The following is a 14,345-nucleotide window of genomic DNA, read 5'->3' on the forward strand; positions in this document are numbered from 1 at the left end:
TCTGCCGTTCTGGGAGCCTCCCGGACGTATGGGACCCCATCGCTCCCCCTGTTCGGCCCTGTGAACGGCCCCCATGAGGCCCCTGACGGCACATTTTCTGACGGATCCATCCCCCGGCCGGGGTGTGCCCTTCGCTTCAAGGCCGCTGGCGAGTAGTATGAGGGGACGAGTCGCACGTCGTGTTGCCACCGCAACCGCAGCGACTCGACTCATGTCGACCGCCCCCGGCGCAGATCCGGGGCGATGAGAAGAAGGCCGTGCCTTGAGCGAAGAGAATCCCGAGTCCACCGCAGCTCCGACCGCCGATTCCGCTCCTGACCCACAGCCCACCGAGACCGACCGCGCAGAGGCGATCGCCGAGGCCACCGCCGAGGTGGCCGAGGCGACCGTGGAGAAGCGGTCCATGTCCGCCGTCGACGGCAGTGTCGAGTACGACGCCTCCGCGATCCAGGTGCTCGAGGGCCTCGAGGCCGTGCGCAAGCGCCCCGGCATGTACATCGGCTCCACCGGTGAGCGCGGCCTGCACCACCTCATCTGGGAGATCGTGGACAACGGTGTCGACGAGGCGCTGGCGGGCTACGCGACCAAGATCGTGCTGACCCTGCAGTCCGACGGCGGCGTACGGGTGGAGGACAACGGGCGCGGCATCCCGACCGACACCGCACCCGGCCAGGAGATGCCGGCTCTCACGATGGCGCTGACGATGCTCCACGCGGGCGGCAAGTTCGGCGGCGGCGGCTACAAGGTCTCCGGCGGCTTGCACGGTGTCGGCGTCTCGGTCGTCAACGCGCTGTCGACCCGCCTGGTCGCGGAGGTCAAGAACCGCGGGCACCTGTGGCGCCAGTCCTTCCAGCTCGGCGTCCCCGACGCCGACCTCGAGCAGGTCCGCCCCCTCGAGGACGGCGAGGGCACCGGCACGACCGTGACCTGGTACGCCTCGTCCGACATCTTCGAGCACACCACCTACAACCTCGAGACCATCACCTCGCGCCTGCGCGAGATGGCCTTCCTCAACAAGGGCGTCGAGTTCGTGGTGCGCGACGAGCGCCCGGAGGCGGAGTCGCGCGTCGACGCCGTCGAGGACGACACGATCGACAACACCGTCGACAACGCCGGCCACGACGCGATCAAGCGGGCCGAGACCGGTGGGCTCGAGCAGGTCTTCAAGTACGACCGCGGCCTCGTCGACTACGTCGAGCACCTCAACCGCCGCAAGACCGTCGCCAACGCGACCGTCATCTCCTTCGAGGCCGAGACCGCCGAGGGCGCCACGGGCCAGCACATGAGCCTCGAGGTCGCGATGCAGTGGAACACCTCCTACACCGAGTCGGTCCACACCTTCGCCAACAACATCAACACCCACGAGGGCGGCACCCACGAGGAGGGCTTCCGCGCCTCCCTCACCTCCCTGGTCAACAACTGGGGCGAGGAGTGGGGCCTGGTCAAGAAGAAGGAGGACCGGGTCTCGGGCGACGACATCCGCGAGGGCCTCACCGCGATCATCTCGATCAAGCTCGGCGAGCCGCAGTTCGAGGGCCAGACCAAGACCAAGCTCGGCAACACCGAGGCCAAGGGCTTCACGCAGCGGATCATGAACGACCAGCTCGGCGCCTGGTTCGAGCAGAACCCTGCCGAGGGCAAGGAGATCGTGCGCAAGTCGCAGGCCGCGGCCAACGCGCGCATGGCCGCCCGCAAGGCTCGCGAGCTGGCCCGCAACCGCAAGGGACTGCTCGGCGGCGGCGGCCTGCCCGGCAAGCTCAGCGACTGCCAGTCGACCAACCCCGCCGAGTGCGAGGTCTTCATCGTCGAGGGCGACTCCGCCGGCGGCTCGGCCCGCCAGGGTCGCGACCCGCGCATCCAGGCGATCCTCCCGATCCGCGGCAAGATCCTCAACGTCGAGAAGGCCCGCATCGACAAGGTGCTCGCCAACACCGAGGTGCAGGCGATCATCTCCGCGCTCGGCACCGGCATCCACGAGGAGTTCAGCCTCGAGAAGCTGCGCTACCACAAGGTCGTGATGATGGCCGACGCCGACGTCGACGGCCACCACATCAACACCCTGCTGCTGACGCTGCTGTTCCGCTTCATGAAGCCGCTGATCGAGCACGGCTACGTCTACATGGCCCAGCCGCCCCTCTACCGGCTGCGCTGGAACAAGCCGGCCCAGCACGAGTTCGTCTACTCCGATGCCGAGCGCGACGCGCTGCTCGCCGACGGACAGGCGCAGGGCAAGAAGCTGCCCAAGGAGAACCCGGTGCAGCGCTACAAGGGTCTCGGCGAGATGAACGCCGACGAGCTGTGGGAGACCACCATGGACCCCGACGCCCGCCTGATGAAGCAGGTCACGCTGGAGGACGCCGCCCAGGCCGACGAGATCTTCTCGATCCTGATGGGCGAGGACGTCGAGCAGCGCCGTTCCTTCATCCAGCGCAACGCGAAGGACGTTCGATTCCTCGATATCTAGGTCGCTAGCCGCATCTACAGCCAGCCCTAGACATCGATAGAACGCAGAAGAGAGACACGCCATGACTGAGACCCCCACCGGCACCGGAGCAGGCGGCTTCGGGTTCGGCGACGACCGCATCCAGCCGATCGAGCTGCAGACGCTGATGCAGCAGTCCTACATCGACTACGCGATGACGGTCATCGTCGGGCGGGCCCTGCCCGACGTGCGCGACGGGCTCAAGCCGGTCCACCGCCGCATCCTCTACGCGATGTACGACGGCGGCTACCGCCCCGACCGCGGCTTCTCCAAGTGCTCGCGCGTCGTCGGTGACGTGATGGGTCAGTACCACCCCCACGGCGACTCCGCGATCTACGACACCATGGTCCGCCTCGCGCAGCCGTGGGTGCTGCGCGCGCCGCTGATCAATGGCCAGGGCAACTTCGGCTCGCCGGGCAACGACTCCGCGGCGGCCATGCGGTACACCGAGTGCCGGATGGCGCCGCTGGCCATGGAGATGGTGCGCGACATCGACGAGGACACCGTCGACTTCCGCCCCAACTACGACGGTCGCTCGCAGGAGCCGACCATCCTGCCCTCGCGCTTCCCCAACCTGCTCGTCAACGGCTCGGCCGGCATCGCGGTCGGCATGGCGACCAACATCCCGCCGCACAACCTCCGCGAGGTCGCCGAGGGCGCGGTGTGGGCGCTCGAGCACCCCGACGCCACCAAGGAGGAGCTGCAGGACGCGCTCGTCGAGCGGATCAAGGGCCCCGACTTCCCCAACGGCGCGCTCATCGTGGGCCGCCAGGGCATCGAGCAGGCCTACCGCACGGGTCGTGGGTCGATCACCCAGCGTGCCGTGGTGGAGATCGACGAGGACGCCAAGGGCCGCGTGATGCTGGTCATCAGCGAGCTCCCCTACATGGTCAACCCCGACAACCTCGCGCTGAAGATCGCCGAGCTCGCCGACTCCGGTCGCATCCAGGGCATCTCCGACGTCCGCGACGACACCAGCTCGCGCACCGGCCAGCGCCTGGTCATCATCCTCAAGCGCGACGCCGTCGCGCGCGTGGTGCTGAACAACCTCTTCAAGCACACCGAGCTGCAGTCGAACTTCTCCGCCAACATGCTGGCCCTCGTCGACGGCGTGCCGCGCACGCTGCCGATCGACCAGTTCATCTCCAACTGGGTCACCCACCAGATCGAGGTCATCCAGCGGCGTACCCGCTTCCGCCTCGCCGAGGCCGAGCGCCAGGCGCACATCTACCGCGGCCTGGCCAAGGCGCTCGACGCGCTCGACGAGGTCATCGCGCTGATCCGCCGCAGCCCCGACGTGGAGGAGGCCCGCTCGGGCCTGATGAGCCTGCTCGAGATCGACGAGATCCAGGCCAACGCCATCCTCGAGATGCAGCTGCGTCGCCTCGCTGCCCTCGAGCGGCAGAAGATCATGGACCGCCTCGCCGAGCTCGAGCGCGTCATCGCCGACCTCGAGGACATCCTCGCCAACGAGGCGCGCCAGCGGCAGATCGTCTCCGACGAGCTCACCGAGATCGTCGACAAGTACGGCGACGACCGGCGTACGCAGATCATCGCCGCCGACGGCGACCTCTCGATGGAGGACCTGATCCCCGACGAGGAGCTCGTCGTCTCGATCACCCGCGGCGGCTACGCCAAGCGCACGCGTGCCGACCAGTACCGCCTGCAGAAGCGCGGCGGCAAGGGCGTGCGCGGCGCGACCCTGCGCGGCGACGACGTGGTGCAGCACTTCATCGCGACCACCAACCACCACTGGCTGCTGTTCTTCACCACGGCCGGCCGCGTCTACCGCACCAAGGCCTACAACCTCCCCGAGGCGGCACGCGACGCGAAGGGCGGCCACGTCGCCGGCCTGCTGAGCTTCCAGCCCGACGAGGACATCGCCCAGGTGCTGGCGATCCGCGACTACGAGCAGGCCCCCTACCTCGTGCTCGCGACCCGCACCGGCCTGGTCAAGAAGACCAAGCTGGTCGACTACAACAGCCCGCGCCAGTCGGGCGTCATCGCGATCAACTTCCGCGAGGACGACGACCAGCTGATCGGTGCCGAGCTGGTCAACGGCGACGACGACATCCTGCTCGTCTCCCGCAAGGGCCAGTCGATCCGGTTCAAGGCCGATGACGAGCAGCTGCGCCCGATGGGTCGCGCCACCGGCGGTGTGCGCGGCATGAAGTTCCGCGACGGCGACTCCCTGCTGTCGATGTCGGTGATCCGCGCAGCGCAGGTGGCTGCCGAGGAGGCCGTCGAGGGTGACGCCGCCGACTCCGACGAGGTGAAGGAGCAGTACGTCTTCACGATCACCGACGGTGGCTTCGCCAAGCGCAGCCGCATCTCCGAGTACCGCCTGCAGTCCCGCGGCGGCATCGGCATCAAGGCGATGTCGTTGGCCAACGAGGACCGCGGCGGCCTGGTCGGCGCCTTCATCGTCGAGGAGGAGGACGAGGTCCTCTCGATCACCAGTGGCGGCCAGGTCGTGCGCAGCCCGATCGATGCCAACTTCCGGCCCACCGGCCGCTCCACCATGGGCGTGAAGTTCGTGTCCCCGAAGTCGGGCGACACCGTCGCGGTCGTGGCGCGTTCGGTCGAGGCCAAGGTCACCGAGGAGGTCGAGGAGCAGGCCGCCGACAGCGCGGCCGAGGTCGAGGCCGAGGCCCGCGAGGCCGCAGCCGTTTCGCCCGACGTGGTCGACGGTGCAACAATCGAGGGTCAGGACGCAGTCGAAGCTCCTGCCGAGACCCCCGACGAAGACACCGAGGAGTGATCCATGTCGGACCGCACCGCGACCTCGCGTCGTACGTCGGACCCTGAGCCTGCCCGCAGGTCGTTCACCGGGCGGATGCAGGACACGCTGTCCAACGCCGCCCAGGAGCACCGCGCCAACGCGGCGCCCGGGGCCGGCTCGAAGGGCCGTCGCACCCGCACGCCGGGCCGCCAGCCCCGCCGGGCCCGGCTGCGGTTGACGCGGATCGACCCGTGGTCGGTCATGAAGACGTCGTTCCTGCTCTCGGTCGCCTTCGGCGTGGTCACCTTCGTCGCCATCTTCATGGTGTGGTCGGTGCTCGGCGCAGCGGGCGTCTGGGACTCGATCAACTCCGCGGTCGCCAGCATCGTCGAGGGCGACAGCGGCAACTCCTCCTTCGACGTGACCGACTACGTCGGCATGTCGCGGGTGCTCGGCTTCACCCTGCTGGTCTCCGTGCTCGACGTGGTGCTGCTGACCGCGATCGCCACCCTGACGGCGTTCCTCTACAACCTCGCGGCTGCCCTGCTGGGCGGCATCGAGGTCACCCTCGCCGAAGACGAGAAGTGACCGTGACACCCCATCGGGACCTCGATTGGTCTCGGTCGCGGGGCGTCAGGTAATCTTCGGCGTCGCCGCTGGTGCGGCGAGTGCGGGCCTATAGCTCAGACGGTTAGAGCGCTTCCCTGATAAGGAAGAGGTCGGAGGTTCAAGTCCTCCTAGGCCCACTCCATCCCTTCCACCCGAGGAGAGAGTCCGCATGAAGAAGCTCCTGCTGGTCCTCCTCGCCGCGGCCGGTGCCGCGTTCGCGAAGAAGAAGATGGACGAGGGCAAGAACGAGCAGGCCCTCTGGGCCGAGGCGACCGACAACGTCGACAAGGCCTGATGCCTCCCGGCGCTCTCGCGCCACCCGCACGGGGCCTTGGCGCAATTGGTAGCGCACCTGCTTTGCAAGCAGGGGGTTAGGGGTTCGAGTCCCCTAGGCTCCACCACTTCCCAGCGGGGACTCCACGCTCTCGTGTGATCTCCCGCCCACTCCTCGGGAATCGTCGGCCGAGGGTCACCGGCGGTCCCACACTGGACATGTGCTGGGCATCACCGACCTCCCGACCTACCTCGTCGGCCTCGTCCTCATCGTCCTGCTCCCCGGTCCGAACTCGCTCTACGTCCTCTCCGTCGCGGCGCGGCGCGGGGTGCGCAGCGGGTACGCCGCAGCGGCGGGCGTGTGGACCGGCGACGCGGTGCTGATGACGCTGTCCGCGGCCGGCGTGGCCTCGCTGCTGCAGGCCAACGAGGCGGCCTTCGGTGTCGTGAAGTGGGTGGGCGCGTCGTACCTGCTCTGGCTCGCGGTCGGCATGCTGCGCGCCGCGTGGGGGATGTGGCGCTCGCGGCGGACCGTCGCCGAGCAGCTCGCCGACGCGACCATCGAGGCCGGGGTCGAGCCGAAGGTGCGCGGGGAGCGGCCCTACCGCCGGGCCCTGGTGATCAGCCTGCTCAACCCCAAGGCGATCTTGTTCTTCGTGGCGTTCTTCGTGCAGTTCGTCGACCCGGCCTATGCCCACCCGGCGATCTCGTTCCTGGCGCTGGGCACGCTGGCCACGCTCGCCAGCGCGGCGTACCTCAGCGTGCTGATCGTGAGCGGCACGCACCTGGCCGAGGCCTTCCGGCGCCGCAAGGCGCTCTCGGCGGGCGCCACGTCGGCGGTCGGTGCGGTCTTCGTGGGCTTCGCCGTCAAGCTCGCCCTCGCGTCGGCCTGACCGGCCGACCGCCGCTCACCGGGTGGCTGGGACAATCGAGCCCGTGACCGCACCTCGTCGACCCGGCCTGCTGACCGACCTCGGCGCCGCGGTCCTCGCGATCGTGCTGGTCGGCATCGCGGGCCGGCTGGGCATCTGGCAGTACGACGCCTGGCAGGCGCACCGCGACGCCGAGGCCCGCGACCTGACGGGCGTCGCCGCGGTGCCGCTGGCGGACGTGATGGGCAGCGACGACCCCTTCCCGGCGCCCGACCTGGGCCGCCCGGTGGAGGCGGCGGGCGAGTGGCTCGACGGCGGCTTCTGGGTCGCCGACCGGACCTACGGCGACACGGAGGGCTACTGGGCCGTCGCCCCGCTGCACGTCGGTGACGCAGCGGTGCTCGTCGTACGCGGATGGGCGCCGGAGCCCGACGACGCGCTGCTCGCCGCGACCGGCGACGCGGAGGTCGTCGGGTGGATCCAGCCGCCCGAGGGGACCCTGGTCACCGACGACGACCCCGACGACGACGTCTTCCCCGAGATCCGGGTCGCCGACGCCGTCCAGCGCGTGGATGTCGACCTCTACTCCGCCTACCTGATCAGCCAGGAGCCCGCGCCCGGACTGGAGCCGGCCGAGCTCGCGGCGCTGCCCGAGCCGGGCCGCTTCACCGGTGTGCGCAACCTGCTCTACGCCGTCGAGTGGTGGGTGTTCGGGGCGTTCGCGGCCTTCATCTGGTGGCGCTGGCGGCGCGACGCGACGGCTCCCGAGGTCCTCGACGTCGACCAGCCCGTGGCCCGGTAGGCGGCGCCGGATATCTTGGCCGCCGTGTCCCGCAACCTCACCGTCTACCGCGTCATGGCCACCATCGTCGGTGTCCTGCTCGTGGTGCTCTGCCTGATCGGCGTCCCCCTCGCCAACTTCGACGGCTCGCCGATGTGGGGTGTCTTCGACAGCACGCCGGCCTGGGTCTCGACCGGGTCGGACGCCAACCACCTCGGTGAGCTCATCACCACCTACCTCGGCATCGCGCACGGGTGGCTCTACATGATCTTCCTGTTCAGCGCGTTCCTGCTCTCGCGCCGCGCCCGCTGGGACTTCCCCTTCACCCTCGTGACGCTGGTCTGCGGCACCATCCCTCTCCTCTCCTTCTGGGCCGAGCACCGCGCCACCCAGCGGGTGAAGGCGGAGCACCCCGAGCTGGCGTGACCGGCACTGGCCCGGTTCGTGACGGGACGTCGTCCATCCTCGACCAACGGACGAACCTCTAGGGTCGTCCCATGACCACCGCGTTCGTGCTCGGCGGCGGCGGTGTCCTGGGCGCCGTCGAGGTCGGCATGCTGCGGGCGCTCCTCGAGCGGGGCATCGCCCCCGACCTGGTCCTCGGCACGAGCGTGGGCGCGCTCAACGGGGCGATGGTCGCGCGCCAGCCCGACCTGTCGGTCGTCGACCGGCTCACCGAGCTCTGGGCGGAGGTCGCGCAGAGCCGGGAGGTCTACGGCGACCGGGCGCTGCGCACGGTCCGGCGGGCGGTCTCCACCGGGACCCACATCTACTCCTCCAAGCCGCTGCGGCTGCGACTGGAGGAGGAGTTCGGCGAGACGCGGTTCGAGGACCTGCCGGTGACCTTCGGGGTCTGCGCCGCCAGCATCGAGCGGGCCGCCGAGCACTGGTTCACCTCCGGCCCGATCGTGCCCGCGATCCTCGCCAGCGCAGCCGTCCCCGGCCTGCTGCCCCCGGCCGAGGTCGACGGCGAGCACTTCCTCGACGGGGGGCTGGTGAACTCGATCCCGGTCGGTCGCGCGGTCGAGCTGGGCGCGACGCGCATCTTCGTCCTGCAGGTCGGGCGCATCGACCGCCCGCTCACGGTGCCGAGCCGGCCGTGGCAGGTGGCGCGGGTCAGCTTCGAGGTCGCCCGCCGGCACCGGTTCATGCGTGACATGGCCACCATCCCCGACGGCGTCGAGGCGCACGTGCTGCCGGCCGGTGGGACCTCGGCGCGCGACGACTCGCTGCGCGCGCACCGCGACTTCGGTGGCGTGCAGGCACGCATCGACGCGACGTACGACGCCTCGCGCGCCTACCTCGACGAAGCCCTGGACGACTAGTCGTGGGCGGCGCACCGGTCTGGGTCCTGCGGCGGTTCGTCGTCGCGCCCGCGGTGATCGGAATGACCGCGGTGCTCTGGGTGACCCTGCCGGCGTGGCTGCTCGTGGCGGCGGCGCTCTCGCCGGTCCTCCCCGGGCGTTGGCGGGCGCTCCGCCTGCTGTGGCTCGTGGTGCTCTACCTCACCTTCGAGACGCTGCTGCTCGCGGTGATGCTCGGGCTGTGGCTGGCGAGCGGGTTCGGCTGGCGGATCCGGTCGCCGTACTTCGCCGGCATCCACTACGACCTCGTGCAGGGGACGCTGATCGTCTTCTTCCGCGAGGCCCGGCGGGTGCTCGCGCTGCGGATCCGCACCGACGGCCCCCACCCACCGAGGTTCCCCGACGGGCCGGTGCTGGTGATGTGTCGCCACGCGGGGCCGGGCGACTCCTTCATCCTGATGTACGCGCTGCTGCACTGGTACCGCCGCGAGCCCCGCGTCGTGCTGAAGAACACCCTCGCCTGGGACCCTGCGATCGACGTCGTGCTGCGGCGCATCCCGGCACGGTTCATCTCCCCCAACCCGGAGGCCGGCGAGGACCTCGAGTCGCAGATCGCCGCCCTGGCCACGGGTCTGGACCACAACGACGCGTTCGTGATCTTCCCCGAGGGCGGCAACTTCACGCCCGCGCGGCGCGACCGCACGATCGCCCGGCTGCGCAAGCTCGGGCTGGAGCGGATGGCGGTGCGGGCCGAGGAGATGACCCACGTGCTGGCGCCGCGCCCCGGCGGAGTGGTGGCCGCGCTGGACGCGGCGCCCGCTGCCGACGTGCTGATGGTCGCGCACACGGGGCTCGACCACCTGGTCACGGTGAGCGACCTGTGGCGCGAGCTGCCGATGGACAAGCAGATCACCATGCGGTGGTGGGCGATCTCGCGCGCGGACATCCCGGAGGACCGCGACGCGCGCATCGAGTGGCTCTACGGCTGGTGGGAGCGCGTGGACGAGTGGATCGAGGACAATCGGGTCGTGGACACCTCCGTCTGACGCAGCCGCAGCCGCAGCCGCAGCGCAGCCCCACGCACGACGGGCGGTGCCCCGCCCCGAGGGGACGAGACACCGCCCGACGGCGATGCGGGTGTGGCTACTTCTTCTGCGGCACGTCGTCGATGTCGATGATCTCGGCGGGCTCGTCAGGGGTGGTGGCCGGGTGCGGCTCCTCGGCAGCGTCGCTGACCGCCTCACCCGGTGCGCCGCCGCCGATGTCGTCGGTGGCCGGCGGCTCCTCGGTGACCACGTCGTCCGCGGAGACGACGCCGTCCTGACCGAGCGGGTCGGTCAGGGGGTCGCCGGCCGCTGCGGTCGCCGGGGCTGCCGTCGGGGGCGTGGTGGCGGACGTCGTCGTCGGCGGGGCCGGCGGGACGTAGGTGGACTGCCAGTGGGCGTCCTCGTCCTGCTTCTGGCGCAGCTTGGCGAAGACGGCACCGCCGATGGCGAGCAGGCCGGTGATCAGCAGCAGCTTCTTGAGCCTGCCACCCTTCGGCTCGGGCTCGACACCGCGGAGCTCGTTGACCTTCGCGGCGGCCAGCTCCCGGCCCTCGGCCGCCCGCTCGGCGGCGAGGGACGCCGCCACGGAGGCCTTCTCGGCAGCGGTGGCGCGAGCCTCGGCCAGCAGGGGTGCGGCCTTCTCGCGGGCCTCGGCGCCCTTCTCAGCCGCGAGCGCGGCGGCGACGGATGCCTTCTCCGCGGCGGTGGTGCGAGCCTCCGCGATCAGCGGGGTCGCCTTGTCGCGGGCGTCGGTGATCGCAGGTCCGGCCTTCTCCACCGCCTGCTCCCAGGCCTGCTCCAGCTGTGGGATCACCGTCTCGGAGATCTGGTCCGAGATCTGCTCGACGTAGTCGTGGGCGCGGTCCATGAGGGACTTCTTGCGGCCGAAAGCCATGCGTGACCTCCTCAGTCGTTGTGGCTCCATCTCACCACGGCCACCCACACGCGACCAGCCCCGTCCGGGTGGAGGGCCGCGGCGTGGGCCCACATGGCAGGATCGAGGCGCACAAGCGAGACCCGCGAGCTCCCAGATCCGAGAGGCACATCCCATGGCCGACCCCAAGGCGACCTTCAAGACCAACCGGGGCGACATCGTCGTCAACCTGTTCCCGAGCCACGCTCCCGAGACCGTCGAGAACTTCGTCGGCCTCGCCGAGGGCACCAAGGACTACCGCGACGACGCCGGCCGCAGCGGCGAGAAGTACTACGACGGCCTCGGCTTCCACCGGGTCATCGACGGCTTCATGATCCAGGGCGGCTGCCCGCTCGGCACCGGCACCGGCGGCCCCGGCTACACGTTCAAGGACGAGATCCACCCCGAGCTCGTCTTCGACAAGCCCTACCTGCTCGCGATGGCCAACGCCGGCCCGGGCACCAACGGCTCACAGTTCTTCATCACCGTCGCCGCCACCCCGTGGCTCAACCGCAAGCACACGATCTTCGGTGAGGTGGCCGACCAGGCCAGCCGCGACGTCGTCGACGCCATCGCCACCTCCAAGACGGGTGCGATGGACCGTCCCGTGGACGCCGTGGTGTTCGAGTCCGTCACGATCGAGCGCTGACCGGCACCGACCGCGCCGCACCCGACCGACCCCGATGACCCAGCCCTCCGAGGGCCCGGCCGCGACCGGGGTGCCGACCTGCTACCGGCACCCCGATCGCGAGACCTGGATCCGCTGCCAGCGCTGCGAGAAGCCCATCTGCCCGGACTGCATGCGCGACGCGGCCGTGGGGTTCCAGTGCCCCGACTGCGTCAAGCAGGCCAACAAGGGCTCCCGGCAGAACCAGGCGATGTACGGCGGCGAGCGCAGCGCCGACCCGCGGCTGACGACGTACGTCCTGATCGCGATCAACGCGGTCGTCTGGCTGGCGATCACGGCTACGGGCGGGGCTCGCTCCAAGCTGTCGGACCTGCTGGCCCTCTCCCCGACGGGCCGGTGCATCTCGGAGTCGATGCCCGGCCAGTACTACCCCGGCCTCCACACCTCCGCGATCTGCGAGACCGGCACGCGCGGGGACGGGATCTGGCAGGCAGGCGTGGCCGACGGTGCCTGGTGGCAGCTCATCACCAGCGCCTTCACGCACGTCGAGATCTGGCACGTCGCGATGAACATGTTCGCGTTGTTCCTGTTCGGTCCCGCGCTCGAGCAGATCGTCGGCCGCGCGCGCTTCCTCGCCGTCTACCTCGTCAGCGCACTGGCCGGGTCGGTGCTCGTGCTGTGGCTCTCCTCCTCCGACGGGAGCACGGTGGGTGCCTCCGGCGCGCTCTTCGGCCTCCTCGGGGCGCTGCTGGTGACCGCCACCAAGGCGCGGCTCAACTCGCAGTGGCTGGTCCAGAACCTCATGCTGGGCGTGATCGTCACGGTCGTGGGGTGGCAGATGATCTCGTGGCAGGGCCACCTCGGCGGGTTCCTCGGCGGCGCCGCGGCGGCCGGGGTCATCGGCTACGCGCCGAAGACCCGTCGTACGACGATCCAGTGGGGCGGGCTGGCCGTGCTCACCGTCGTCCTGGCCGCCCTGGCCCTGGTGCGCATCGCCGCCCTCTCCTGAGCCGCACGCCGTCCGCACGCAGCCCCCGTCCGCAGTCGTACCGCGAGGTACGACGACCGGGCGGGGGCTGCTGCATTTCCCACAGGTGTGCACACAGCTGTGGATAACTACATGCGTGTAATTCCTCCACAGGAGTTCTCCACAGTGTGGAGAACTGCCCGGTCGCTGCAGCGATCCCCGGCTGACCGGGGATCGCTGAACATGTCGGCCCGTGCACGGCCTGACAAGCTCAGCGAAGGCCTGACAAGACGGCCTGACGAGCGGCCCCGAAATCGACTCGAGCGGTGAGAGAGACGCCTTCCCTTCCCCAGGAAGGCGCCTCACTCACCGCTCGAGGCGACGAATGACGTGACCGGTGCGACCGGTCGAGGGAGAACCTACTCCCACTTGGTCGCGAAGCTGAACCCGACTGCCATGAAGGCGATGCCGACGACGAGGTTCCACTGGCCGAGGTCGTTGAAGATCCACAGCTTGGAGAGGTCGTCGGAGAAGACGTAGAAGGTGCAGATCCAGAGCAGACCGATGAGGAAGCAGCCCAGCATGCCCACCACCACGCCGCGGCCGCGGCCGAGCGGGGTCGAGGGGTGCGCCGAGACCATCAGGCCGAGCATGAGGGCGCCGAAGCCGATGGCGTAGTTCCAGTCGCCGAGGTCGGCGACGGCCTTCGGCTTGCCCGCGACGGGCGGGAAGGCGAGCGGGTTGCCGCGCGGGCCGACGTAGTAGTAGGCCAGCCAGGCGATGCCCGCGACGACGAGCAGCAGGGCGATCACGAACCTGACGGAGAAGAGCTTGTCCTTCTCCGCGGGGATGACCGTCTGGGACTTCGACACTGCTGCTCCTGGGGCTCGGCTGGGTTCGTCGGCGTGCGGTCACGCTCGTCGGGGACGCTCGGCGCCCGCCGGGGGGTTAGCGTAGTCGCCATGTCGTCGCCGCCCCACTCGTCCCCCGGGCGTCGCCGTGTCTGGCGGGTGGCCACGCCGGTGGTCGTGCTGCTCAGCGGCGCACTGTTCGCGGTGAGTGCCGAGCAGAGCGACGGCATCGACCTGCGCGGCGGGCGGCTCACCGACCTCGCCTCGGTGGTGCGGGCCGAGCGCGACGAGGCCGGCGACCTGACCGCCGAGGCGGCCGATCTCAACGCACAGGTGGAGGCGCTCAGCGCCGAGCTCGGGGACCGGTCCGTGACGCGGGTCCAGGACGAGATCGCGACGCTCGTCGACCCGGCCGGGCTCACCGAGAAGTCCGGTCCCGCCGTGCAGGTCACCCTGGACGACGCCCCCGAGGAGTCGCGCCTGGCCTACGACGGCAATCCCAACGACCTCGTCGTGCACCAGCAGGACATCCAGGCCGTCGCCAACGCCATGTGGAATGCCGGTGCGGTCGCGGTGACGATCCAGGGGCAGCGGCTGATCTCCACGACGGGCATCAAGTGCGAGGGCAACCAGGTGACCCTCCACGGGCTGCCCTACTCGCCGCCGTACGTCATCGTGGGCATCGGCGACCCGGCCGCGATGGAGGCCGAGCTGACGACCGACCCGATCCTCGCGATCTACCGCGACTACACCTACATCCCCGGTGGCAGCGTCTCGTGGGACATGACCGCGCTCGACTCGGCCGTCGCGCCGGCGTACACCGGACTGCTCGACCTCACCTACGCCACGCCGATGTCGGACGCGGGCTGAGGGGTCTCGTGACGGGCGCGGGGCGCC

At 70.2% G+C, this 14,345-nt stretch carries 14 protein-coding genes and 2 tRNA genes; 14 read left to right on the top strand and 2 right to left on the bottom strand.

Annotated features, from left to right (window positions below; translation table 11 throughout):
- The first annotated feature begins 403 nt into the window (after positions 1 to 403).
- The 11 genes from gyrB to ASC64_RS18785 all read left to right on the top strand — a co-directional run bounded on the left by gyrB (position 404) and on the right by ASC64_RS18785 (position 10,089).
- On the top strand, positions 404 to 2,464 hold the full coding sequence (gyrB, locus tag ASC64_RS18740; RefSeq protein WP_056909228.1) for a DNA topoisomerase (ATP-hydrolyzing) subunit B: 2,061 nt from the start codon (positions 404 to 406) through the stop codon (positions 2,462 to 2,464).
- 61 nt (positions 2,465 to 2,525) lie between these two features.
- Positions 2,526 to 5,243: a DNA gyrase subunit A gene (gyrA, locus tag ASC64_RS18745; protein ID WP_056909081.1), complete on the top strand. Its 2,718-nt coding sequence runs from the start codon at positions 2,526 to 2,528 to the stop codon at positions 5,241 to 5,243.
- Between the two features lie 3 nt (positions 5,244 to 5,246).
- Complete coding sequence (locus ASC64_RS18750; protein ID WP_056909082.1) at positions 5,247 to 5,792, top strand: DUF3566 domain-containing protein; 546 nt, start codon at positions 5,247 to 5,249, stop codon at positions 5,790 to 5,792.
- A gap of 84 nt (positions 5,793 to 5,876) precedes the next feature.
- Positions 5,877 to 5,950: transfer RNA gene (locus ASC64_RS18755), tRNA-Ile, on the top strand.
- A 32-nt stretch (positions 5,951 to 5,982) separates the two neighbouring features.
- Positions 5,983 to 6,108: a DLW-39 family protein gene (locus ASC64_RS22865; protein ID WP_235563825.1), complete on the top strand. Its 126-nt coding sequence runs from the start codon at positions 5,983 to 5,985 to the stop codon at positions 6,106 to 6,108.
- Positions 6,109 to 6,138: 30 nt separating this feature from the next.
- Positions 6,139 to 6,214, top strand: a tRNA-Ala gene (locus tag ASC64_RS18760).
- Between the two features lie 93 nt (positions 6,215 to 6,307).
- Entirely contained in the window at positions 6,308 to 6,979 is a 672-nt protein-coding gene (gene leuE, locus ASC64_RS18765) for a leucine efflux protein LeuE (protein ID WP_056909083.1), read from the top strand.
- A gap of 43 nt (positions 6,980 to 7,022) precedes the next feature.
- Positions 7,023 to 7,760: an SURF1 family protein gene (locus ASC64_RS18770; RefSeq protein ID WP_056909084.1), complete on the top strand. Its 738-nt coding sequence runs from the start codon at positions 7,023 to 7,025 to the stop codon at positions 7,758 to 7,760.
- 24 nt (positions 7,761 to 7,784) lie between these two features.
- Entirely contained in the window at positions 7,785 to 8,165 is a 381-nt protein-coding gene (locus ASC64_RS18775; RefSeq protein ID WP_200937897.1) for a DUF3817 domain-containing protein, read from the top strand.
- A 71-nt stretch (positions 8,166 to 8,236) separates the two neighbouring features.
- Complete coding sequence (locus ASC64_RS18780; protein ID WP_056909085.1) at positions 8,237 to 9,064, top strand: patatin-like phospholipase family protein; 828 nt, start codon at positions 8,237 to 8,239, stop codon at positions 9,062 to 9,064.
- Positions 9,065 to 9,066: 2 nt separating this feature from the next.
- Entirely contained in the window at positions 9,067 to 10,089 is a 1,023-nt protein-coding gene (locus ASC64_RS18785; protein WP_156385293.1) for a 1-acyl-sn-glycerol-3-phosphate acyltransferase, read from the top strand.
- A 97-nt stretch (positions 10,090 to 10,186) separates the two neighbouring features.
- Here the strand turns inward: ASC64_RS18785 and ASC64_RS18790 are convergent, their stop codons facing one another.
- The gene (locus ASC64_RS18790) at positions 10,187 to 10,984 is read right to left on the bottom strand and encodes a hypothetical protein (RefSeq protein ID WP_056909086.1); all 798 of its coding nucleotides are present in this window, start codon (positions 10,982 to 10,984) and stop codon (positions 10,187 to 10,189) included.
- 154 nt (positions 10,985 to 11,138) lie between these two features.
- On the opposite strand from ASC64_RS18790, the gene ASC64_RS18795 reads away from it, so the two are divergent.
- Complete coding sequence (locus ASC64_RS18795) at positions 11,139 to 11,651, top strand: peptidylprolyl isomerase (RefSeq protein WP_056909087.1); 513 nt, start codon at positions 11,139 to 11,141, stop codon at positions 11,649 to 11,651.
- 34 nt (positions 11,652 to 11,685) lie between these two features.
- Positions 11,686 to 12,639: a rhomboid family intramembrane serine protease gene (locus ASC64_RS18800; protein ID WP_056909088.1), complete on the top strand. Its 954-nt coding sequence runs from the start codon at positions 11,686 to 11,688 to the stop codon at positions 12,637 to 12,639.
- Positions 12,640 to 13,016: 377 nt separating this feature from the next.
- On the opposite strand, the gene ASC64_RS18805 is transcribed toward ASC64_RS18800, so the two are convergent.
- On the bottom strand, positions 13,017 to 13,469 hold the full coding sequence (locus ASC64_RS18805; RefSeq protein WP_056909089.1) for a cell division protein CrgA: 453 nt from the start codon (positions 13,467 to 13,469) through the stop codon (positions 13,017 to 13,019).
- A gap of 90 nt (positions 13,470 to 13,559) precedes the next feature.
- Between ASC64_RS18805 and ASC64_RS18810 the strand changes: the two genes are divergently transcribed.
- Positions 13,560 to 14,318 carry a DUF881 domain-containing protein gene (locus tag ASC64_RS18810; protein WP_082550637.1) on the top strand — a complete coding sequence of 253 codons (759 nt, stop codon included), beginning with the start codon at positions 13,560 to 13,562 and terminating at the stop codon, positions 14,316 to 14,318.
- Positions 14,319 to 14,345 lie beyond the last annotated feature (27 nt).

The sequence above is a fragment of the Nocardioides sp. Root122 genome, assembly GCF_001425025.1.
In the GTDB taxonomy this organism is placed as follows: Bacteria; Actinomycetota; Actinomycetes; order Propionibacteriales; family Nocardioidaceae; genus Nocardioides.

Coding starts and splice junctions, on each gene's coding strand:
- gyrB (WP_056909228.1), top strand. CDS start 404: ATGTCCGCCGTCGACGGCAGTGTCGAGTACGACGCCTCCGCGATCCAG.
- gyrA (WP_056909081.1), top strand. CDS start 2,526: ATGACTGAGACCCCCACCGGCACCGGAGCAGGCGGCTTCGGGTTCGGC.
- ASC64_RS18750 (WP_056909082.1), top strand. CDS start 5,247: ATGTCGGACCGCACCGCGACCTCGCGTCGTACGTCGGACCCTGAGCCT.
- ASC64_RS22865 (WP_235563825.1), top strand. CDS start 5,983: ATGAAGAAGCTCCTGCTGGTCCTCCTCGCCGCGGCCGGTGCCGCGTTC.
- ASC64_RS18780 (WP_056909085.1), top strand. CDS start 8,237: ATGACCACCGCGTTCGTGCTCGGCGGCGGCGGTGTCCTGGGCGCCGTC.
- ASC64_RS18790 (WP_056909086.1), bottom strand. CDS start 10,984: ATGGCTTTCGGCCGCAAGAAGTCCCTCATGGACCGCGCCCACGACTAC.
- ASC64_RS18795 (WP_056909087.1), top strand. CDS start 11,139: ATGGCCGACCCCAAGGCGACCTTCAAGACCAACCGGGGCGACATCGTC.
- ASC64_RS18800 (WP_056909088.1), top strand. CDS start 11,686: ATGACCCAGCCCTCCGAGGGCCCGGCCGCGACCGGGGTGCCGACCTGC.
- ASC64_RS18810 (WP_082550637.1), top strand. CDS start 13,560: ATGTCGTCGCCGCCCCACTCGTCCCCCGGGCGTCGCCGTGTCTGGCGG.